General features: G+C 41.2%; 20 protein-coding genes and 1 pseudogene. 11 read left to right on the forward strand and 10 right to left on the reverse strand.

Annotated elements, in window-relative coordinates; genetic code table 11:
• The 6 genes and pseudogenes from FZ941_RS06300 (at position 1) to FZ941_RS06325 (ending at position 6,690) form a co-directional block, all read left to right on the forward strand.
• The gene (locus FZ941_RS06300) at positions 1 to 2,178 is read left to right on the forward strand and encodes a CD3337/EF1877 family mobilome membrane protein (protein ID WP_064276871.1); all 2,178 of its coding nucleotides are present in this window, start codon (positions 1 to 3) and stop codon (positions 2,176 to 2,178) included.
• Positions 2,175 to 3,176, forward strand: coding sequence for a lysozyme family protein (locus FZ941_RS06305; protein ID WP_000769868.1), 1,002 nt, complete (start codon positions 2,175 to 2,177; stop codon positions 3,174 to 3,176). The genes FZ941_RS06300 and FZ941_RS06305 overlap by 4 nt, the downstream gene beginning before the upstream one ends.
• Positions 3,173 to 4,108, forward strand: a complete 936-nt coding sequence (locus FZ941_RS06310) for a conjugal transfer protein (protein WP_001224320.1) — start codon at positions 3,173 to 3,175, stop codon at positions 4,106 to 4,108. The genes FZ941_RS06305 and FZ941_RS06310 overlap by 4 nt, the downstream gene beginning before the upstream one ends.
• 313 nt (positions 4,109 to 4,421) lie before the next feature.
• A pseudogene (locus FZ941_RS10900) lies at positions 4,422 to 4,469 on the forward strand (hypothetical protein); the annotation flags it as partial.
• Between the two features lie 15 nt (positions 4,470 to 4,484).
• Positions 4,485 to 6,404, forward strand: coding sequence for a tetracycline resistance ribosomal protection protein Tet(M) (gene tet(M), locus FZ941_RS06320; protein ID WP_000691736.1), 1,920 nt, complete (start codon positions 4,485 to 4,487; stop codon positions 6,402 to 6,404).
• 118 nt (positions 6,405 to 6,522) lie between these two features.
• Positions 6,523 to 6,690 (forward strand): cysteine-rich KTR domain-containing protein, encoded by a 168-nt coding sequence (locus tag FZ941_RS06325; RefSeq protein WP_000336323.1) that lies wholly within the window; start codon positions 6,523 to 6,525, stop codon positions 6,688 to 6,690.
• Between the two features lie 59 nt (positions 6,691 to 6,749).
• On the opposite strand, the gene FZ941_RS06330 is transcribed toward FZ941_RS06325, so the two are convergent.
• Complete coding sequence (locus FZ941_RS06330; RefSeq protein WP_001227347.1) at positions 6,750 to 7,103, reverse strand: helix-turn-helix transcriptional regulator; 354 nt, start codon at positions 7,101 to 7,103, stop codon at positions 6,750 to 6,752.
• A gap of 504 nt (positions 7,104 to 7,607) precedes the next feature.
• Between FZ941_RS06330 and FZ941_RS06340 the strand changes: the two genes are divergently transcribed.
• Positions 7,608 to 8,030 carry a sigma-70 family RNA polymerase sigma factor gene (locus FZ941_RS06340; protein ID WP_000804885.1) on the forward strand — a complete coding sequence of 141 codons (423 nt, stop codon included), beginning with the start codon at positions 7,608 to 7,610 and terminating at the stop codon, positions 8,028 to 8,030.
• Positions 8,027 to 8,257, forward strand: coding sequence for a helix-turn-helix domain-containing protein (locus FZ941_RS06345; protein WP_000857133.1), 231 nt, complete (start codon positions 8,027 to 8,029; stop codon positions 8,255 to 8,257). Before FZ941_RS06340 ends, FZ941_RS06345 begins: the two co-directional genes overlap by 4 nt.
• 225 nt (positions 8,258 to 8,482) lie before the next feature.
• Here the strand turns inward: FZ941_RS06345 and FZ941_RS10775 are convergent, their stop codons facing one another.
• Positions 8,483 to 8,734, reverse strand: coding sequence for a hypothetical protein (locus FZ941_RS10775; protein ID WP_001845478.1), 252 nt, complete (start codon positions 8,732 to 8,734; stop codon positions 8,483 to 8,485).
• Here FZ941_RS10775 and FZ941_RS06355 point away from each other — a divergent pair.
• From FZ941_RS06355 to FZ941_RS06365, 3 genes are all read left to right on the forward strand, one after another.
• Positions 8,718 to 8,921, forward strand: a complete 204-nt coding sequence (locus FZ941_RS06355; RefSeq protein ID WP_075227091.1) for an excisionase — start codon at positions 8,718 to 8,720, stop codon at positions 8,919 to 8,921. The two genes, FZ941_RS10775 and FZ941_RS06355, sit on opposite strands and share 17 nt — an antisense overlap.
• Before the next feature lie 81 nt (positions 8,922 to 9,002).
• Positions 9,003 to 10,220: a tyrosine-type recombinase/integrase gene (locus FZ941_RS06360; RefSeq protein WP_001291569.1), complete on the forward strand. Its 1,218-nt coding sequence runs from the start codon at positions 9,003 to 9,005 to the stop codon at positions 10,218 to 10,220.
• A 212-nt stretch (positions 10,221 to 10,432) separates the two neighbouring features.
• Positions 10,433 to 11,305, forward strand: a complete 873-nt coding sequence (locus FZ941_RS06365) for an AraC family transcriptional regulator (RefSeq protein ID WP_148887247.1) — start codon at positions 10,433 to 10,435, stop codon at positions 11,303 to 11,305.
• Between the two features lie 153 nt (positions 11,306 to 11,458).
• Here FZ941_RS06365 and FZ941_RS06370 read toward each other — a convergent pair whose 3' ends face one another.
• From FZ941_RS06370 to FZ941_RS06405, 8 genes are all read right to left on the reverse strand, one after another.
• Positions 11,459 to 13,570 (reverse strand): ATP-dependent Clp protease ATP-binding subunit, encoded by a 2,112-nt coding sequence (locus tag FZ941_RS06370; protein ID WP_148887355.1) that lies wholly within the window; start codon positions 13,568 to 13,570, stop codon positions 11,459 to 11,461.
• A 433-nt stretch (positions 13,571 to 14,003) separates the two neighbouring features.
• Positions 14,004 to 14,768, reverse strand: a complete 765-nt coding sequence (locus tag FZ941_RS06375) for an amino acid ABC transporter ATP-binding protein (RefSeq protein ID WP_005591154.1) — start codon at positions 14,766 to 14,768, stop codon at positions 14,004 to 14,006.
• 12 nt (positions 14,769 to 14,780) lie between these two features.
• Positions 14,781 to 15,467 carry an amino acid ABC transporter permease gene (locus tag FZ941_RS06380; protein WP_005591155.1) on the reverse strand — a complete coding sequence of 229 codons (687 nt, stop codon included), beginning with the start codon at positions 15,465 to 15,467 and terminating at the stop codon, positions 14,781 to 14,783.
• A 3-nt stretch (positions 15,468 to 15,470) separates the two neighbouring features.
• On the reverse strand, positions 15,471 to 16,163 hold the full coding sequence (locus FZ941_RS06385) for an amino acid ABC transporter permease (RefSeq protein ID WP_148887248.1): 693 nt from the start codon (positions 16,161 to 16,163) through the stop codon (positions 15,471 to 15,473).
• Positions 16,164 to 16,184: 21 nt separating this feature from the next.
• The gene (locus FZ941_RS06390) at positions 16,185 to 17,069 is read right to left on the reverse strand and encodes a transporter substrate-binding domain-containing protein (RefSeq protein ID WP_148887249.1); all 885 of its coding nucleotides are present in this window, start codon (positions 17,067 to 17,069) and stop codon (positions 16,185 to 16,187) included.
• Positions 17,070 to 17,084: 15 nt separating this feature from the next.
• On the reverse strand, positions 17,085 to 18,083 hold the full coding sequence (locus FZ941_RS06395; protein WP_148887250.1) for a uroporphyrinogen decarboxylase family protein: 999 nt from the start codon (positions 18,081 to 18,083) through the stop codon (positions 17,085 to 17,087).
• 629 nt (positions 18,084 to 18,712) lie between these two features.
• Positions 18,713 to 20,524 (reverse strand): glutamine--fructose-6-phosphate transaminase (isomerizing), encoded by a 1,812-nt coding sequence (gene glmS / locus FZ941_RS06400; protein ID WP_148887251.1) that lies wholly within the window; start codon positions 20,522 to 20,524, stop codon positions 18,713 to 18,715.
• Between the two features lie 221 nt (positions 20,525 to 20,745).
• Positions 20,746 to 21,159 (reverse strand): YjdF family protein, encoded by a 414-nt coding sequence (locus tag FZ941_RS06405; protein ID WP_148887252.1) that lies wholly within the window; start codon positions 21,157 to 21,159, stop codon positions 20,746 to 20,748.
• Positions 21,160 to 21,387: the final 228 nt, after the last annotated feature.

The raw sequence follows: 21,387 nt of genomic DNA on the forward strand, positions 1-21,387 counted from the left end.
GTGAAACCATCAATATTAAACAGAATAAAATCAAACTGGACGCTGAAGCGTCTAGGTAAAGTGGCAATGACAGTGGCTTTCACACTTGTGATTGCCATTTTTCTTTTAGCCATGATGGGAACAGTGGTTCAAGCTGCGGGCTTGGTAGATGATACAATCAATGTGGCAAATGAGTACAGCCGATACCCACTTGAAAACTATCAACTGGATTTTTATGTTGATAATAGCTGGGGCTGGCTACCGTGGAACTGGTCGGACGGAATTGGAAAACAAGTCATGTATGGCTTATATGCCATTACCAATTTTATTTGGACAATCAGTCTTTATGTTTCCAATGCGACTGGCTACTTAGTTCAAGAAGCCTATTCCCTTGACTTCATTTCTGCTACAGCAGATTCCATTGGCAAGAATATGCAGACCCTTGCAGGAGTTACGCCTAGCGGACTATCAACAGAGGGATTCTATGTTGGATTCCTCTTACTCTTGATTTTGGTTCTTGGGGTTTATGTTGCCTATACAGGACTGATAAAAAGAGAAACTACAAAAGCGATTCATGCCATTGTGAACTTTGTCATGGTATTTATCCTATCAGCTTCCTTTATTGCCTACGCTCCCGACTACATTAAAAAAATCAATGATTTTTCATCAGACATCAGTAATGCCAGTTTATCACTTGGCACGAAGATTGTCATGCCCCATTCCGATAGTCAAGGCAAGGACAGCGTGGACTTAATCAGAGATAGCCTGTTTTCCATACAGGTTCAGCAACCGTGGCTACTGCTTCAATACAACAGTTCAGACATTGAAAGTATCGGTATTGACCGTGTGGAAAGCCTGCTCTCCACCAGCCCAGATTCCAACAATGGCGAAGACAGAGAAAAAATTGTTGCGGAAGAAATTGAAGACAGAAGCAATACCAATCTAACCATTACAAAGACCATTAACCGTTTAGGTACAGTCTTCTTCCTATTTGTCTTCAATATTGGGATTTCCATATTTGTATTCCTATTAACAGGAATCATGATTTTCTCGCAGGTACTTTTTATCATCTATGCTATGTTTCTGCCTGTGAGCTTTATTTTAAGCATGATTCCATCATTTGATGGTATGTCAAAACGAGCCATAACAAAGCTCTTTAATACCATTTTGACACGAGCTGGAATCACATTGATTATTACGACAGCATTTAGTATTTCAACCATGCTCTATACCTTATCGGCTGGTTATCCGTTCTTTTTGATTGCTTTTCTACAGATTGTGACCTTTGCAGGAATCTACTTCAAGCTGGGCGATTTAATGAGTATGTTTTCTCTACAGAGTAACGATTCTCAAAGTGTGGGAAGTCGTGTGATGAGAAAACCTCGTATGCTTATGCACGCTCACATGCACCGTCTACAGCGGAAACTTGGACGTTCCATGACTACTCTAGGGGCTGGGTCTGCCATTGTTACAGGTAAAAAAGGACAGTCGGGTTCGGGGAGTTCTGCAAGGACACAAGCAGATCACTCCCGACCAGACGGAAAGGAAAAATCAACACTTGGAAAACGTATCGGTCAAACCATCGGTACAGTAGCTGATACCAAAGACAGAATGGTAGACACTGCTAGTGGTTTGAAAGAACAGGTTAAAGATTTGCCGACCAATGCAAGATATGCAGTATATCAAGGAAAATCCAAAGTAAAAGAGAATGTCCGTGATTTAACCAGTAGTATTTCTCAAACCAAAGCGGACAGAGCCAGTGGACGCAAGGAACAGCAGGAACAAAGGCGAAAAACCATTGCGAAGCGTCGCTCTGAAATGGAACAGGTCAAACAGAAAAAACAGCCTGCTTCTTCTGTTCATGAAAGACCGACTACAAGACAAGAACAATATCATGATGAACAGACCTCAAAACAGTCTAATATTCAGACTTCATATAAGGAATCTCAACAAGCCAAACAAGAGCGTCCAGCAGTTAAGTCCGATTTTTCAAGTCCAAAAGTGGAACGCCAAGGCAATACCGTTCAAGAAAAAACCGTTCAAAAGCCAGCAACTTCAACCACTACAGCAGATAGAACTTCACAACGTCCAATCACAAAAGAACGTCCGTCTACTGTTCAAAGAGTACCACTACAAAATACAAGAAGTAGACCACCAATCAAAACCGCCACCATTAAGAAAGTCGGTAAGAAACCATGAAGTTGAAAACTTTAGTGATTGGTGGTTCTGGATTATTCTTGATGGTCTTCTCACTGCTTCTGTTTGTTGCCATTTTATTTTCAGATGAACAGGACAGCGGAATTTCCAATATTCATTATGGAGGTGTGAATGTTTCCGCAGAAGTGCTGGCTCATAAGCCTATGGTAGAAAAATATGCCAAAGAATATGGCGTTGAAGAATATGTCAACATACTTCTTGCGATTATACAGGTGGAATCGGGCGGTACTGCGGAAGATGTTATGCAGTCCTCGGAATCCCTCGGTCTTCCACCTAATTCATTGAGTACAGAAGAATCCATTAAGCAAGGTGTGAAGTATTTCAGTGAATTATTAGCCAGTAGCGAAAGGCTCAGTGTAGATTTAGAATCGGTTATCCAGTCCTACAATTATGGTGGTGGTTTCTTAGGGTATGTGGCTAATCGTGGAAATAAATATACCTTTGAACTGGCTCAAAGTTTCTCAAAAGAGTATTCAGGTGGCGAAAAAGTGTCTTACCCCAATCCCATAGCCATACCTATCAATGGGGGCTGGCGATACAACTATGGCAATATGTTTTATGTGCAACTGGTAACGCAGTATCTTGTCACAACAGAGTTTGATGATGATACGGTACAAGCCATCATGGACGAAGCACTGAAATATGAGGGCTGGCGATACGTTTACGGTGGAGCTTCCCCGACTACTTCTTTTGATTGTAGCGGACTGACACAATGGACGTATGGAAAAGCTGGAATTAACTTACCACGAACCGCACAACAGCAATATGATGTGACCCAGCATATCCCACTATCGGAAGCACAAGCTGGCGATTTGGTTTTCTTTCATTCTACCTATAACGCTGGCTCTTATATTACTCATGTTGGGATATACCTTGGCAATAACCGTATGTTTCATGCAGGCGACCCAATCGGTTATGCCGACTTAACAAGCCCCTACTGGCAACAGCATTTAGTGGGAGCAGGACGAATCAAACAATGAGAAAGGAAGATTTAATGATGAAATTTAGAAAAAATCAGAATAAAGAAAAACAGATACCAAAGGAAAAGAAACCTCGTGTCTACTATAAGGTCAATCCTCATAAAAAGGTTGTGATTGCCTTGTGGGTACTTTTAGGGCTTAGTTTCAGCTTTGCGATATTCAAGCACTTTACAGCTATAGATACTCATACTATTCACGAAACAACTATCATAGAAAAGGAATACGTTGATACTCATCATGTAGAAAATTTTGTAGAGAACTTTGCGAAAGTCTACTATTCATGGGAGCAATCCGATAAGTCCATTGATAATCGAATGGAAAGTCTAAAAGGCTATCTGACAGATGAACTTCAAGCTCTCAATGTTGATACAGTACGCAAAGATATTCCTGTATCGTCTTCTGTAAGAGGATTTCAGATATGGACGGTAGAGCCAACTGGCGACAATGAGTTTAATGTAACCTACAGTGTAGACCAGCTCATTACAGAGGGAGAAAATACAAAGACCGTCCACTCTGCTTATATAGTGAGTGTCTATGTAGATGGTTCTGGAAATATGGTACTGGTTAAGAATCCGACCATTACCAACATACCTAAGAAATCAAGTTATAAACCAAAAGCCATTGAAAGTGAGGGGACGGTTGATTCCATTACAACCAATGAAATCAATGAGTTTTTAACGACGTTCTTCAAGCTCTATCCTACAGCGACAGCCAGTGAACTTTCCTACTATGTGAATGACGGGATATTAAAACCAATCGGAAAAGAGTACATCTTTCAAGAACTGGTAAATCCTATTCACAATCGTAAGGATAATCAAGTCACGGTATCGCTGACAGTGGAGTATATCGACCAGCAGACCAAAGCAACGCAGGTATCTCAATTTGATTTGGTACTTGAAAAGAACGGGAGTAATTGGAAGATTATAGAATAACAAATATTGGTACATTATTACAGCTATTTTGTAATCACGTACTCTCTTTGATAAAAAATTGGAGATTCCTTTACAAATATGCTCTTACGTGCTATTATTTAAGTATCTATTTAAAAGGAGTTAATAAATATGCGGCAAGGTATTCTTAAATAAACTGTCAATTTGATAGTGGGAACAAATAATTGGATGTCCTTTTTTAGGAGGGCTTAGTTTTTTGTACCCAGTTTAAGAATACCTTTATCATGTGATTCTAAAGTATCCAGAGAATATCTGTATGCTTTGTATACCTATGGTTATGCATAAAAATCCCAGTGATAAAAGTATTTATCACTGGGATTTTTATGCCCTTTTGGGTTTTTGAATGGAGGAAAATCACATGAAAATTATTAATATTGGAGTTTTAGCTCATGTTGATGCAGGAAAAACTACCTTAACAGAAAGCTTATTATATAACAGTGGAGCGATTACAGAATTAGGAAGCGTGGACAAAGGTACAACGAGGACGGATAATACGCTTTTAGAACGTCAGAGAGGAATTACAATTCAGACAGGAATAACCTCTTTTCAGTGGGAAAATACGAAGGTGAACATCATAGACACGCCAGGACATATGGATTTCTTAGCAGAAGTATATCGTTCATTATCAGTTTTAGATGGGGCAATTCTACTGATTTCTGCAAAAGATGGCGTACAAGCACAAACTCGTATATTATTTCATGCACTTAGGAAAATGGGGATTCCCACAATCTTTTTTATCAATAAGATTGACCAAAATGGAATTGATTTATCAACGGTTTATCAGGATATTAAAGAGAAACTTTCTGCCGAAATTGTAATCAAACAGAAGGTAGAACTGTATCCTAATATGTGTGTGACGAACTTTACCGAATCTGAACAATGGGATACGGTAATAGAGGGAAACGATGACCTTTTAGAGAAATATATGTCCGGTAAATCATTAGAAGCATTGGAACTCGAACAAGAGGAAAGCATAAGATTTCAGAATTGTTCTCTGTTCCCTCTTTATCATGGAAGTGCAAAAAGTAATATAGGGATTGATAACCTTATAGAAGTTATTACTAATAAATTTTATTCATCAACACATCGAGGTCCGTCTGAACTTTGCGGAAATGTTTTCAAAATTGAATATACAAAAAAAAGACAACGTCTTGCATATATACGCCTTTATAGTGGAGTACTACATTTACGAGATTCGGTTAGAGTATCAGAAAAAGAAAAAATAAAAGTTACAGAAATGTATACTTCAATAAATGGTGAATTATGTAAGATTGATAGAGCTTATTCTGGAGAAATTGTTATTTTGCAAAATGAGTTTTTGAAGTTAAATAGTGTTCTTGGAGATACAAAACTATTGCCACAGAGAAAAAAGATTGAAAATCCGCACCCTCTACTACAAACAACTGTTGAACCGAGTAAACCTGAACAGAGAGAAATGTTGCTTGATGCCCTTTTGGAAATCTCAGATAGTGATCCGCTTCTACGATATTACGTGGATTCTACGACACATGAAATTATACTTTCTTTCTTAGGGAAAGTACAAATGGAAGTGATTAGTGCACTGTTGCAAGAAAAGTATCATGTGGAGATAGAACTAAAAGAGCCTACAGTCATTTATATGGAGAGACCGTTAAAAAATGCAGAATATACCATTCACATCGAAGTGCCGCCAAATCCTTTCTGGGCTTCCATTGGTTTATCTGTATCACCGCTTCCGTTGGGAAGTGGAATGCAGTATGAGAGCTCGGTTTCTCTTGGATACTTAAATCAATCATTTCAAAATGCAGTTATGGAAGGGATACGCTATGGTTGCGAACAAGGATTATATGGTTGGAATGTGACGGACTGTAAAATCTGTTTTAAGTATGGCTTATACTATAGCCCTGTTAGTACCCCAGCAGATTTTCGGATGCTTGCTCCTATTGTATTGGAACAAGTCTTAAAAAAAGCTGGAACAGAATTGTTAGAGCCATATCTTAGTTTTAAAATTTATGCGCCACAGGAATATCTTTCACGAGCATACAACGATGCTCCTAAATATTGTGCGAACATCGTAGACACTCAATTGAAAAATAATGAGGTCATTCTTAGTGGAGAAATCCCTGCTCGGTGTATTCAAGAATATCGTAGTGATTTAACTTTCTTTACAAATGGACGTAGTGTTTGTTTAACAGAGTTAAAAGGGTACCATGTTACTACCGGTGAACCTGTTTGCCAGCCCCGTCGTCCAAATAGTCGGATAGATAAAGTACGATATATGTTCAATAAAATAACTTAGTGTATTTTATGTTGTTATATAAATATGGTTTCTTGTTAAATAAGATGAAATATTTTTTAATAAAGATTTGAATTAAAGTGTAAAGGAGGAGATAGTTATTATAAACTACAAGTGGATATTGTGTCCTGTATGTGGAAATAAAACACGATTAAAGATAAGGGAAGATACTGAATTAAAAAAATTCCCCCTCTATTGTCCGAAATGCAGACAAGAAAATTTAATTGAAATAAAGCAGTTCAAAGTAACTGTGATTACAGAGCCAGACGCAAAGACGCAGAGCCGATAAAATGAGATTAATACAATCTCATTTTATCGGCTCTTTCCGTTATGTATGGATTCTTTTAATTAGTCTTCGATGTTTCTTGCTTCGTTGATACCGCTGGCTAAAGATTCCATTAAGGATAGTTCTTTGTCTGTAAAGCTATCCATGTATTTCTCTATCTGTAATCGTCGGGTGCTTTTTACCAAGTTATTAGCAGGTAAGAAAAATTCATCAACGGAAACATGAAGTAACGATACAAGGTCATAAAGAACTTGTATGCTGGGGTGTTGCCCTTTATTTTCAATATTAGTTAAGTACCGTGGGTCAATTTCAATCAATGCTCCCACTTGTTCACGAGTTAAACCTCGTTTCAATCGAGCTTCTTTAATGGCTAAACCAAAGGCTCTAAAATCATATTTATCTTCTTTTTTACGCATAGTAGACCACCTCTATACATTTTATTGTTCCTACTGAATTAAAAACAGGTATAGAAAAACGTGTTATATGGTTTATAGGTTTATATTTAATAAAAAGCACTACTAAACGCCAATAAAAAAAACCGTTATATGGTAGTGCTATTTACGCTGTTAAAATATTGTATATTACTTCCAAATGGCGGTTTGTTGGAGGTCAACGTCGCCATGAAGTACATCATATACAATAAATTTCCTTACATTGGGTTCTTGTCAAAAAAAGTCGTCTATCTGCAATAGATAAGTACGTCCACCAATGTGGTTTTATAAATCATATAGATAGAATAACAGAAGCATGTAAACAGAGAAATAAATCTGTTTATATGCTTTTTTGGCTATTCAGAACTTTTTTACAAAGTTTATTTATCAGTAATGCAACAAATCCCCCTTTCACATTGGGACTAAGAGTGAAAGGAGATAAACGAGCAAGGCTCACTTCCTTTCCTAGACAGAAAGGGGGTGAGAAACATGAAACCATCTTCTTTTCAGACCACAATAGAAAATCAGTTTGACTATATCTGTAAACGTGCTATGGAAGACGAGCGAAAGAATTATATGCTTTATCTTTCAAGGATTGCAAAGCGTGAGGTGTCCTTTTCGGATGTTGGCGATTATCTTGTTAGCCAGTTTGCGACAACAGATAACTATTCAACTGACTTTCAGATTTTTACACTCAATGGGTTATCAGTAGGCGTTGAAAATGATTTGTTGAGTGAAGCATTACGTGAGTTGCCAGACAAGAAACGTGAAATTCTACTGCTGTTTTACTTTATGGACATGAGCGATTCAGAAATTGCAGACCTGTTGAAATTGAACCGTTCTACTGTCTATCGGCATAGAACCAGTGGACTAGCCTTAATTAAAAAGTTTATGGAGGAATTTGAAGAATGAAAACACAATATCCTATGATTCCCTTTCCTCTCATTGTAAAGGCAACAGATGGCGATACCGAAGCGATTAACCAGATTCTACATCATTACAGAGGGTACATAACGAAGCGTTCCCTACGACTTATGAAAGATGAATATGGCAATCAAAGTATGGTCGTTGATGAAGTCTTACGTGGAAGAATGGAAACCAGACTGATTACAAAGATTTTGTCATTTGAAATTAAGTAATATCCTCTCTCCTTTCGTGGAAGCGTGCTAAACCATTCCACGCTTCCCGAACAGGGAGGTTTGTTATTCCACCAAAGCATATTGAGCTTTCAATGTGTTTTGATAGGCTAACGAGCCATTGTTCTTTGAAAACTGAATAAAAGTAATCGAATACGTTTCGATAAGAAAAGAGCCAACGGAACTAACCGCCATGACCTATCTTATAAAGATAGCGAGCGATTCATGTTAGTGATCCGAGAAGCAATCTTTAGCAGGATTGCCTGCAACGACATTCTTATCGTGATAATGATACTCCCATACAGTCAATAGTCCGAGCGTGATAAAACCGTCGCAGGCAATGAGTATGGCTACATGAGAACCATGCAGGGGTGGAACTCCCGTGAGCTTTGCTAAAGCTGTTCGATTGCTGGTAAAACAACTTTTATGAAATCCAAATAAGTGATTTGGAAAGGAGGATTTTATGAAGCAGACTGACATTCCTATTTGGGAACGTTATACCCTAACCATTGAAGAAGCGTCAAAATATTTTCGTATTGGCGAAAACAAGCTACGACGCTTGGCAGAGGAAAATAAAAATGCAAATTGGCTGATTATGAATGGCAATCGTATTCAGATAAAGCGAAAACAGTTTGAAAAAATTATTGATAAATTGGACGCAATCTAGCGTCGCCAAAGGGTCTTGGATATGATAAAATAGCATTAAGTCGTATCAAGGCTCTTTCCATTTTGGAAAGGAGCGAAAGCCATGTCAGAGAAAAGACGTGACAATAAAGGTCGCATTTTAAAGACTGGGGAGAGCCAACGAAAAGACGGAAGATACTTATATAAATATGTAGATTCATTTGGAGAACCGCAATTTATCTACTCATGGAAACTGGTGGCTACAGACAGAGTACCAGCAGGAAAGCGTGATTGTGTTCCTCTTCGGGAAAAAGTTGCGGAGCTACTGAAAGACATTCATGATGGCATTGATGTTGTAGGAAAGAAAATGACACTTTGTCAGCTTTACGCAAAGCAGAATGCTCAAAGACCCAATGTGAAGAAAGGCACGCAAACTGGACGGAAATATCTGATGGATATTTTGACAAAGGACAAGTTAGGTGCAAGGAGCATAGACAGCATTAAACCGTCTGACGCTAAAGAATGGGCGATTAGAATGAGTGAAGATGGATATGCTTATCAAACCATCAATAACTATAAGCGTTCTTTAAGGGCTTCATTCTATATTGCGATTGAAGACGATTGTGTTCGGAAGAATCCCTTTGACTTCCAGCTAAATACCGTCATTGATGATGATACTGTTCCTAAAGTCGCATTGACAACGGAGCAGGAAGAAAAGCTGTTATCCTTTGCGAAAGCTGATAAGACCTACAGCAAGAATTATGATGAAATCCTGATACTCTTAAAAACGGGTCTTCGTATTTCAGAGTTTGGCGGTCTGACACTTCCAGATTTGGATTTTGAAAATCGTCTTGTCAAGGTAGACCATCAGTTACTACGAGATACTGAAAATGGATACTACATTGAAACTCCCAAGACTAAAAGTGGCGAACGACAAGTTCCTATGGTTGAAGAAGCCTATCAAGCGTTTCAGCGAGTGCTGGCGAATCGGAAGAACCGTAAATGTGTTGTGATTGATGGTTATAGTAATTTCCTTTTTCTCAATGGGAAAGACTATCCTAAAGTGGCAAGTGATTACAATGGTATGTTGAAAAACCTTGTCAAGAAATACAATAAATATCATGAGGATAAGCTACCCCATATCACTCCACACATTTTGCGTCATACGTTCTGCACTAACTATGCAAATGCAGGAATGAACCCAAAAGCATTGCAGTACATTATGGGGCATGCGAATATAAACATGACGCTGAACTATTACGCACATGCTACATTCGATTCTGCTATGGCAGAGATGAACCGCTTGGAAAAAAAGAAACAGCAGGAACGTCTTGTTGCTTAGTAGTACAGATGAATTTACTACTAATTTACCACTTCTGACAGTCAATTCATGAGGAAATATATAAGGAAACGTGAAGTATCTTCCAACAGTAAAAATGCTCGAAGCCCTTTAGAATAAGGATTTGCGAGCATTTAATGAGATTTAAAAGGATAATTAGAAATCTATGTTTTGTTTAGAATAAAAAATGATAGTATTCTACAAAGGAGGGCACTATGATGGATTTGGGGCAGTTGCACAAAACTACTGAATATAAGAATCAAGGGACCCCCTATTCCCTGACGCGAACCATTACGGAAAACGGCCAACCTGACATCCTCTTCCACTGGCACACAGATGTTGAAATCATTTATGTCCACGAAGGAAGCGCCCAATTTCATATCGACTATCATTATTTTAATAGTAATAAAGGCGATATTGTCCTGATTCGTCCCAATGCCCTCCACTCCATTCATCCGATTGAACAGCAGCGCCACTACATGGATGCCATTAACTTTCATTTGGATTTAATGGGCTATTCAGCCATGGATCATGCTAGTATCCACTACCTACAGCCTCTCTACAATGGTCAACTGGACTTTGTCCATGTCATCAAGCCGACTGATCAAGCCTATGAGGAAATTCGTCAATGCCTGCTGGCTACTATGGAAACGGGTTATTGCCAAAAGAACTACTACGAATTCCAACTCAAGGCCCAGCTTAACCAGCTCTTCTACTTGCTCTTTGAGAATGACTATATCGTTTCTAAGGAGCTGTCTGCCGAGGGCTACCGCAAGGAAGAGAAAATTCGGTCTATCATCGACTATATCAATGAACATTATCAGGAAGAACTCTCTATTGATCAGCTGTCTGGCATCTGCGGCTACAGTCCGACGCACTTCATGAATTTCTTCAAAAAACATCTGGGCGTTTCCTGCATTGAGTACCTGATTCAATTTCGCCTGCGCAAGGCTGCCGAGCTCCTCCAGCACTCCACTCTGTCGGTTCTAGAAATCTCAAGCCAGTCTGGTTTTAATAACCTTTCTAATTTCAACCGACAATTTAAAAAATACTATCAAATGACTCCAAGTCAATATAGAAGAAAGTAAGAAAATCTCCAGTCAGGTGATTGGAGATTTTTTTCTAGACACCAAGACCAAAAATACTCCTGCTAACAAAGCAATGCCTTAGACAGGTTTGACTAAAAAAACGAACAGACTAAATATCTGTTCGTTTTACGAGATTTTAATAGTGATAGATGTTTATTCTGCTGATTTTTCACGGATCACCAAAGTTCCATCTTCCATATCTGCAGTCAGGTGCTTAGCATCTAGATTATCCAAGTGGAAGTCGGTCACCTTGTCACGAATTTGCTGCTCAATGACACGGCGGAGTGGACGAACACCCATGACTTGGTCATAACCAGCATCACGTAGGAATTCCTTAGCTGCATCAGATACAGCCAGATCAATTTCCTTCTTGCTCAAGGTTTGATTTACTTCAACCAGCATGAGATTAACAATTTCCATCAAATCTTCTTTCTTGAGATGAGAGAACTCAATCACTGCATTGAAACGATTGAGGAACTCTGGACGGAAATAAGCTTTGAGTCGATCCATCAGATCAGGCTTTTCAGCATCCTCTTCCAAGCCTGCTTCATAGCCAAATCCGGCATTGGAAGTCGCAATGATGACCGTGTTCTTGAAGTTGACTGTGTTTCCTTGACCATCCGTCAAACGACCATCATCCAGAACTTGAAGGAGAAGGGTAATCACCTGTGGATCCGCCTTTTCAATCTCATCCAAGAGAATGATAGAATATGGATTGCGACGGACACGCTCGGTCAGGGTGTTGTTGTTATCATCATAGCCGACATAGCCCGCAGTCGTACCAATCAGCTTGGAAACCGCTGTGCGGTCACTGTATTCAGACATATCCAAACGGATAATCGCATCCTTGGTTCCAAACATATCAAGCGCCAATTGTTTAGCAAGTTCGGTCTTACCAACCCCAGTTGGACCTACAAAGAGGAAGCTTCCGATTGGACGGTTGCCTTCATCAAATCCTGCACGGTTACGGCGGATAGCCCTAGCCACAGCTTCTACAGCCTTGTCTTGGCCAATCACCTTGGCTTTGAGACGGTCATTCATGCCCTTAAGGCGCTCAATATCGCTAGCGCCCATTTGAGATACCGGCACACCAGTCATTCGTTCAACAGACTCTGCCACATCATTGACTGTCGCCGTCACCTTCATATCCTCAGTGTGATTTTGGATCTTCTTTTCCAGCTCTTCAATGCGGGTCTTAGCATTCAAAGCTGCTTCATAGTCTTCTTTTTCAACAGCTGCTTCCTGTTTGTCTTTCTGTTCAGCAATCTCATTTTCAACTGCATGAACATCAGTCACTGGATGCTGGGCTGCCAAGTGGGCAGCAGTCACGTCGACTAGGTCAATCGCCTTGTCTGGCAGGCTTCGTTGTGGAATATACTGAACAGAGTAATCCACAGCCGCTTTCAGCACTTCATCCGGCAGGATGACATTGTGGTGCTTTTCGTACAAGTCCCGAATGCCTCGAAGGATCTGATAGGTATCTTCGGCAGATGGTGCATTGACCTTAACTTCATTGAAACGACGAGCCAGAGCTGCATTTTTGAGAATGGTATTGCGGTACTCGTCTTGAGTAGTAGCCCCGATAACGGTCAACTCACCGCGAGAAAGCGCTGGTTTGAGAATATCTGCCAAGCCCTTAGAGCCACTATCTCCGCCAGTAGAGCCAGCCCCCAGAATTTGATGGATTTCGTCAAAGAAGAGGATGATGTTGCCGGCTTCCTTGACTTCATTGACCAAGTTTTGGATATTTTCTTCAAAGCTACCACGATATTGAGTACCAGCTTCCAGACCGGAAATATCGACAGAAATAATTTCTTTATTCTTGATGGCCGCTGGCACATCACCATTGACAATAGCCTGAGCCAATCCTTCTACGACAGCTGTCTTACCAACTCCGGCATCACCGACCAGAACTGGATTATTCTTAGTCCGGCGAGAAAGAATTTCAGCTGTTTCTTGGATTTCCTTATTGCGTCCAATGACTGGATCTAACTTACCATCACGCGCTTCTTGAGTCAAATTGCGACCTAGCTTAGCCAGAATGCCATCTTGCTTAGGCCCATGCGCTCCAGCTTGCACATCCTGTTCGCCAACTACTTGACCAGGGAGCTTGCCAGTAGCTCGGTACTGAGCAAACTCTTCCGGTGTGACCTCTCTACCATTGATCAAGTAGCGCCGGTGTTCGCTGTTGTAGCCGCCCATGCGCCCCATGAGTTGGTTGAAAAGGTCGTCCATACTGTTAAAATTGTTGTAATTGTTGTTCATCATTTTTCCTCACTTTTTATACGTTTTTATATCATTTTTTTCATTTACTAAAGTTTCAGATAAGAAATCTCTTTCTTACCTACTGTACATTTATGTTCATATCGGAGATCTTCTCCTATCTATTATTTTACATAACTTATTCTATTTCCAAAAATTAAGACCCCTTCAGTCTCTTACTTTATGGATGAGTTGGATCTATTTCAGAAGAATATAATGTTACATAATTTTTAATCCTCCCAAAAATAATCGCCTACTGGCTACATCCTCATCTTCTGAATAAATTCTGTGTAAACTTTTTGTTTACAGTTGTAATTATACATCCTTTTTACTCCCTTGTCAATAGGTTTTAACAAAAAAATTACATAATTTTTTAAAAGTCAAAAAACTTCCCCCACATAGAAATGTGAAGAAAGCTTCTCTATTTTGATACAAGTTAAATCATATACTCTACACTATAACTGGCATCCGACAGAATGCGGGACAGAAACTGTTTGGTCCGCTCCTCCTTGGGACTGGTGAAGAATTCCTGTGGAGGATTTTCTTCGATGATGTGACCTCCGTCCATAAAGATGACATGGTTGGCCACATCACGGGCAAAGCTCATCTCGTGGGTCACAACGACCATGGTCACTCCCTCCTGAGCCAGCTGCTTCATGACACTGAGCACTTCACCGACCAGTTCCGGATCTAGAGCCGAAGTTGGCTCATCCAGCAGGATGACATCTGGCTTGACAGCAATGGCGCGGGCAATCCCAATCCGCTGCTGCTGGCCGCCTGATAGTTGAGAAGGATAGTAGTCCTTGTAGGCTAAAAGGCCCACGCGCTTCAAGGCATCTTCCGCAATCTCAAGCGCTTCTTCTCTCGGTATCTTACGAGCGATCACTAAGCCCTCTAAGATATTTTCAAGGGCTGTTTTATTGGCAAAGAGATTATAATGTTGGAAGACAAAGGCCGTCTTTCTGCGTATTTCCAAAATCTCCTTTTTGCTAAGTTTGGCCAAATCATAGTCCTTACCAGCCAAAGTCAGCTGGCCGCCATCCGCCTTTTCTAAGTGATTCAGACAGCGCAGAAATGTTGTTTTCCCAGAGCCTGAGGGACCAAGAATTACCACAACGTCGCCTTGATTGACCCTGAGACTGACATCTGCCAGCACCTGGTGCTCTCCAAATCGTTTGGAGATATGTTTTACTTCTAACATAATCTTTCCTTCCTAAGCAAGAGCGTAGCGCTTTTCCAAGCTTCTAAACATCCACTGAATCAAGCCGCAGATAATGAGATAAATAACAAAAATCACTAAGTAAGACTCTGAATACTGGTAAGAATGAGAGGCTTCGACCTTAGCCAAAGCTGTAATATCCTTGACCGTCATGACAAATACCAGTGAGGTCCCCTTAACCAAATTGATAACCAGATTGGCGAGATTGGGCAGGGCAGAACGCAGAGCCTGAGGAAAAACAATTCTCCGATAAGCTTGAAAATTCGTTAAACCAATCGCTTGAGCCGCCTCCAACTGCCCTTTATCCACTGTCAAAATAGCAGAGCGCAAGATTTCCGATAAACTCCCTGTTGTCATCAAGCTATAGATGATGAAAGCATAGTAAAGCGGATTGAACTTAAAGACGTCTACCTGACTGCCTAGACTTTTGAAAAATTGATTCAGCAAGCTAGGAAATAGACTGTAGAAAAAGAGGATAAGTAAAATGGGCGGCGTCGCCCGAATGAAGGCCAGATAAACCACCGAAAAGGTTCGCACACCTCGAACTTTATAAATCTGACCTAGAGCTAAGAGAAGGGCTGGAATAAAGCTGAGCAGAATAGCCACTATCATGATAATCAGTGTGACCGGTATGCCCTTCAAAGTAACCAGAAAGGTATTTACAATATAATTCAAATCCATGCTTTACCTCTCCTTGACTGTCAGACTTTTTTCCAGAAGCTGGGAAGCCAGCGAGACCACTAGGGCAATCCCCCAGTAAATCAAGGCCACCGCTGTATAGGTTTCGAGGGAATAATTGCCCAGATTCCGGCTGATGAGATTTTGCCCCGCTCCCATAACATCCACTGCCCCAATCGTATAGGCCAGCGCAGCATCTCGCATGAGATTAAGAAAGGCGGTAGTCAGATTAGGCAGGGCGATGCGAAAAGCCTGTGGCAGGACAATACGCAGAAATGTCTGCACGGGTGTCAAACCAATACTGAGACCCGCCTCGGTCTGTCCCTTGGGAACAGCTAGATAGGCTGCCTTGAAGACTTCTGCAATCATGGCCGCAAAGAGCAGAATCATGGTAATAATGACAAATACGGTCCGTGACCAATTGTTGATATCCAGTCCCAACCACCATTTTAAAAACTCTGGAATGCCATAGAAGACCAAGAAGAGCAAGACAATAGGCGGTGTACACCTAAGGATAAATATATATCCTCTAGCTAGACCAGCAAAAGTCGGCTCCTCCGCAATCTGAGCCCAGGCCAACAGGCCACCTAGCAAGGAGCCAATTAAAACCGTCACGAACATAATCCATAAAGTAGTCGGCAAGGCCTGTAACAAACCAGGCAGTAGGCCAAAAACACGGGACAAATCATAAGCGACCATACGGTCTCCTTTCTCCAGCTTTTAGTCTTTATCTACATAAGAAAAGACATCTTCACCAAAGTATTTTTCCGATAATTTAGAGAGTGTCCCATCTTTTTCTAGCTCTTTAATAGCCTTTTCATAGGCTTTGGCAAACTCTTCATTCTTTTTATCTTTATGAATGAGTGGATAGGTAGGGATACCCTTATAAGGGAACCAGCTCAACTGGTCCGCATACTGATGGTAGGAACCTGCCTTGTCTGTGACAGCTTTTTCAAAGGACAATTTGATATCAAAGAAGGCATCATAGCGTCCTTCCAAGACCCAAGCATAGGCATCCGCTATCTGAAAAGACTCTGCTGCGGTCAACTCAATTGGACTAGCACTGTGCTTTTTGTTGTACTCTTCAATCACCGTCCATTGAGCATTCTGTGGCGAAATCGGCACCAATTTCCCTTTTTCTTTGGCAAAATCATCAATATTTTTAAATTTATTTGCATCCGCTTTTCGAATGGTGAAGCCGATGATACTAGCTCCGATAGGACTTTCTGGAATGATAAACTTCTTAGCCCGCTCTTCGGTGTACCAAGCTCCCTTGGTTCCGATATCATATTTCCCAGATTCCAAACCAATCAAAAGATCTTCATCACTGGTGCCAGTATATTCAAACTGATAATCTGGCAATTTTTCATCAATGGCCTTGAGTACTGCTACTTCATACCCATCTGACTTGCCTTTTTCGTCCAAAAAGTCGTAAGGAACATAGTTTTGCGTATGAGCTACTTTTAAAGTCGTGACCTTATCACTGCCTGATGTCGAACTACTCGCCTTGCTGGATGAAGCCCCCGTCAAGGTCCGTCCCAAATAAGTCGCAGTGACAATAGCAAGCACAGCTACTCCACCAATAATCCATTTTTTCTTACTCATTCTTTCGTCTCCTTCTTATGCTAAACTCGCTGCTTGGCGAACCCACTCAATCCGCTCTGGATCAATATCGCTTGGGATGGTGCAATCAGCCCCAATAATCAAAGCATCCTTGCCAGCCTCTGCTATCAAGCGCTTGGTTTCATTTTGAATGGCTTCTTGGCTACCTGTGTAGAGCAAACCAGTCTTGCCATTTTCAAAGCCACCAAGAACAGTCCGACCGCCGAATAATTTGCGACCTTCTGCCAAACTGATGCCTTCTGGCCCCACTGCCCAGTTAATAACCTGAGCTGGATAATCTGTGAAAAGATGAACGTCATTTCGCGCGCCTTCGTAGCCACAAATATGCAGAATATTTACTCCGCCAGCTGCATTGGCTGCTTCCAGCACCGCCAATTCACTAGGAGCAATAAAAGTCTTATAGTCTTCAGCCGACACCCGCGCATCCTGAATGCTCTGAACGCTGAGGTAGATTCCATCCGCACCAGCTTCCTTGATAATGCGTTCTGTCAGAGCCGCAATATCTTGAGCAATTACATCCAGCACCCGCTTTGTCACTTCCGCATCCTCTGCTAGAAAATCTGCAATGATGTCATCCCCTCCAGCGACCTTGCCAACCAGCCATTTGAAATAGGTTACCGGCGCAAAAATATTGTAAATAGCAACCAAGTCCTCTGTGAAGCTAGCCCTAATCTTTTGAACCAACTCCACCTGCTCACTGATCCAAGGATGGTCAGCGCCTAGCGGCTCGATATCTGCCAAGTCCTTGATAGATTGGACTTTTTTCAAGCGCTCATTCGGATAGGCAAAATAACCATCGCTCATCAGTTTGACAAAGTCTGGCTTGACTTCTGATAGAAATGCTTGATGACCTGCCAGATTTTTCTCAATAATAGTCTGATTGCCAAAACCAGCCAGCCACTCATCCTCGCTGGTAAAATGATGCCAGAAACCAACTGGCACTCGATCAACTTTTTCCCCCTTAAAGGCTTTTAAAACCAACTCTCTTTTAGACATATCTTGCTCCTTTTCATTTTGATTGCTATTATCATATCACTGAATATCAATCTTTAAAAATATATTTTTTCTATCAAGATGATTAGTATTTTTTATCACAATAGAAAAAATAAAGATGCTAAAACGGCGCTACTGCTGGGGTTCTCCCTATCCAATACTAAAGAATTCCAGTTTTCTTTTAAGACTGGATTTGTTAGTGACAAAGCTCAAAACTCCTCTAGTTTCTACCCCTGTTTCAAAGCGACAAGGATCTTCCAACTAACAGCTGATAAATTCTTTGTGTCTTATACAAACTGTAAACTAAAACATTTCTCAATGCAAAAAAGCCTGAATTAACAGGCTTTTACAGGATTTAAGGGCTAAATGAAAAGTCATCAGATGGACTCTATTCCGCAGGCTTGCTAACAGTACAGCTACTGCGCCACAAAAAGTAAGTCTGGGACAAAAGTCCTAGCCTCTCAATTGTCTTTGGATTATCGAGCAAGACGCAGTGGTTGAGTGGGCTCTATTACGCTGATTTCATCAGCTTTTACAGCCCTACTCAACTGTGCGGAGGTGGGACGACGAAATCACATTCTAACGAATTACCGATTTCTGTCTCACTCTCCTATTGATCATTGTATTATTTTTTATTCTACCGTTACAGATTTAGCGAGATTGCGTGGTTTATCTACATCCAAACCGCGGTGCAAGGTTGCAAAATAAGCAATCAATTGAGTCGGTACCACCATCGAAATTGGTGACAGGTAAGGGTGTACTTGGTTCAAGACAATATCGTCTCCATCTTTAGCCACATTTTCCTCCGCAATGGTCAACACCTTAGCTCCACGCGCTACAACTTCAGAAACATTTCCGCGAGTATGGCTAGCCAATACCTCGTCTGAAAGCAGAGCTAGGACAGGTGTTCCCTCTTCAATCAGAGAAATAGTACCATGCTTAAGCTCTCCCGCCGCAAAGCCTTCACACTGAATGTAGGAAATTTCCTTAAGCTTAAGGCTAGCTTCCATTGCCACATAATAGTCCTGACCACGACCGATATAAAAGGCGCTGCGAGTTTCCGCCAACAAGTCACGGACCTTGCTTTCGATCAATTCTTTCTCAGAAAGGGTAGACTCGATAGACTGGGCTACGATAGACAGCTCATGAACCAAATCAAACTTCTTAGCTTTTTCATTGCCATTAGCATCACCGACCGCTTTGGCCAAGAAAGCTAGGGCAGCGATTTGCGCGGTGTAGGCTTTGGTTGAAGCCACGGCAATTTCTGGTCCAGCATGGAGAAGCAGGGTATGCTTGGCTTCACGAGACAAGGTTGAGCCTGGCACATTGGTCACTGTCAGACTTGGAATGCCCAGTTCATTAGCCTTGACCAAGACCTGACGACTATCAGCTGTCTCACCAGATTGGCTGATGAAGATAAAGAGTGGCTTCTTGCTGAGGAGCGGCATGGCATAGCCCCATTCTGAAGAAATACCCAGCTCAACTGGCGTATCCGTCAACTCTTCCAGCATTCGTTTAGAAGCGTAACCAGCATGATAAGAAGTTCCAGCAGCAATGATATAAATGCGATCCGCTTCTTGGACTGTCTTGATGATAGCAGGATCAATCAGTATCTTATTATTTTCATCCGCATAAGTGCTGATCAGCTTACGCATCACGGTCGGCTGCTCATCAATTTCCTTCAGCATGTAGTAAGGATAAGTGCCTTTGCCGATATCAGACAGGTCTAGCTCAGCAGTATAGCTACCGCGTTCAAGAACATTGCCTTCGTAGTCTTGCACTTCTACGCTATTAGCCGTCACGATAACCAGCTCTTTATCATGGATTTCCATGTATTCGCTAGTCTCGCGAATCATAGCCATAGCATCGGAGCAGACCATGTTGTAGCCTTCGCCCAAGCCGATCAAAAGCGGCGATTTGTTTTTGGCAACGTAGATCGTAGAAGGATCTTTGGCATCTACCAAGGCAAAAGCGTAGGAACCTTCGATAATGTGAAGGGCCTTGCGGAAAGCGTCAAGAACAGAGAGACCGTCTTCTTCCGCGAATTTCCCAATCAGATGAACCGTAATTTCTGTATCTGTCTGCCCTTTAAAATCATGGCCAGCAAGATAGTTATTTTTGATATCCAGGTAATTTTCAATCACACCGTTGTGAACCAAAACAAAACGCCCTGTCTGAGAAGTGTGAGGATGGGCGTTATTCTCACTTGGTTTTCCGTGGGTTGCCCAGCGCGTATGCCCAATACCTGTTGAACCCGCTACATCCATGCCAATCTTGGCACGAAGATCTGCAATCCGACCAACAGACTTGACCAGGCTAGATTTTTCTCCTGTTGTCACAAAAATTCCAGCCGAATCATAGCCTCGGTATTCTAACTTTTCAAGTCCTTGCATCAAAATATCTGTTGCATTGCGGTTTCCCACAACTCCGACGATTCCACACATAGATTTATTTCTAGCCTTTTGCTGGCAAAAAGCTAGTTCCTCCTTTATTCAAAATTGGTATAGTCTTATTTGTGTTTTTATTAAGAAACGAAAACATTATACACAGCAATTTGATATTTGTCAACATAAAATTGGTATAGTTTCGAGACAAGAAAGATTTGTTTAAGAAACAAAAAAGCCTCCCGACAGAAGACTTTTCATAGCAATCAGAAAAAACAGGCTCAATGCCCCTTGTGCTTTTCCAATCTTTTTTGCTGTTTGAGTTCGAATTTCCTTTGCTTAACCAGTTCTTTCTGCTGCTTGCGCTTGATGCGAGCGATTTGCTTTTGCTCTTCAAATTGCAGCTTCAGCGCTTCCTGAGACTTTGAAGAACGTGAAGCGATCTGTTCTTTTTTAGCCTGTCTCTGCAGGCGTTTAGGACTGACCGACTTAGTCTTCTCTCTCACCCTGATGCTAGGACTAAACTGCAACCGATGATAATAACGGTTTAGAAAATCCAACAATTCCTGCGTGCTAGGCTCTGCACCAAAGGTGACTCGGCAAGCTCTATAAGATTGAGCATGTTCCTGCTCGAAAACACCGTGCCAAAATCCCTCTTCAAAATAAACTGTCAGCGTCATTGAAATCTTATCCATGACAGCACCTCCTTTAAAAACCCCTAAGAATGGACAACCAAGGAGGAAGGTTACTGACAAAAAATGTTTTTTTGCGTCTGGACTACCAACCAGAACTGTGTTTTTATCTTAGTAGCTACAGTTTAGCAAGATTTTCTAAAAAATTCAAGGAGAGCTAAAAATTGTACTGATAGAAGGCAAAGTAAGGCTAACGAAAACCTATAAATTCAGAGATCTAATTTGAGCTTG

The organism is Streptococcus sp. Marseille-P6264 (genome assembly GCF_902460355.1).
Classification (GTDB): Bacteria; Bacillota; Bacilli; order Lactobacillales; family Streptococcaceae; genus Streptococcus.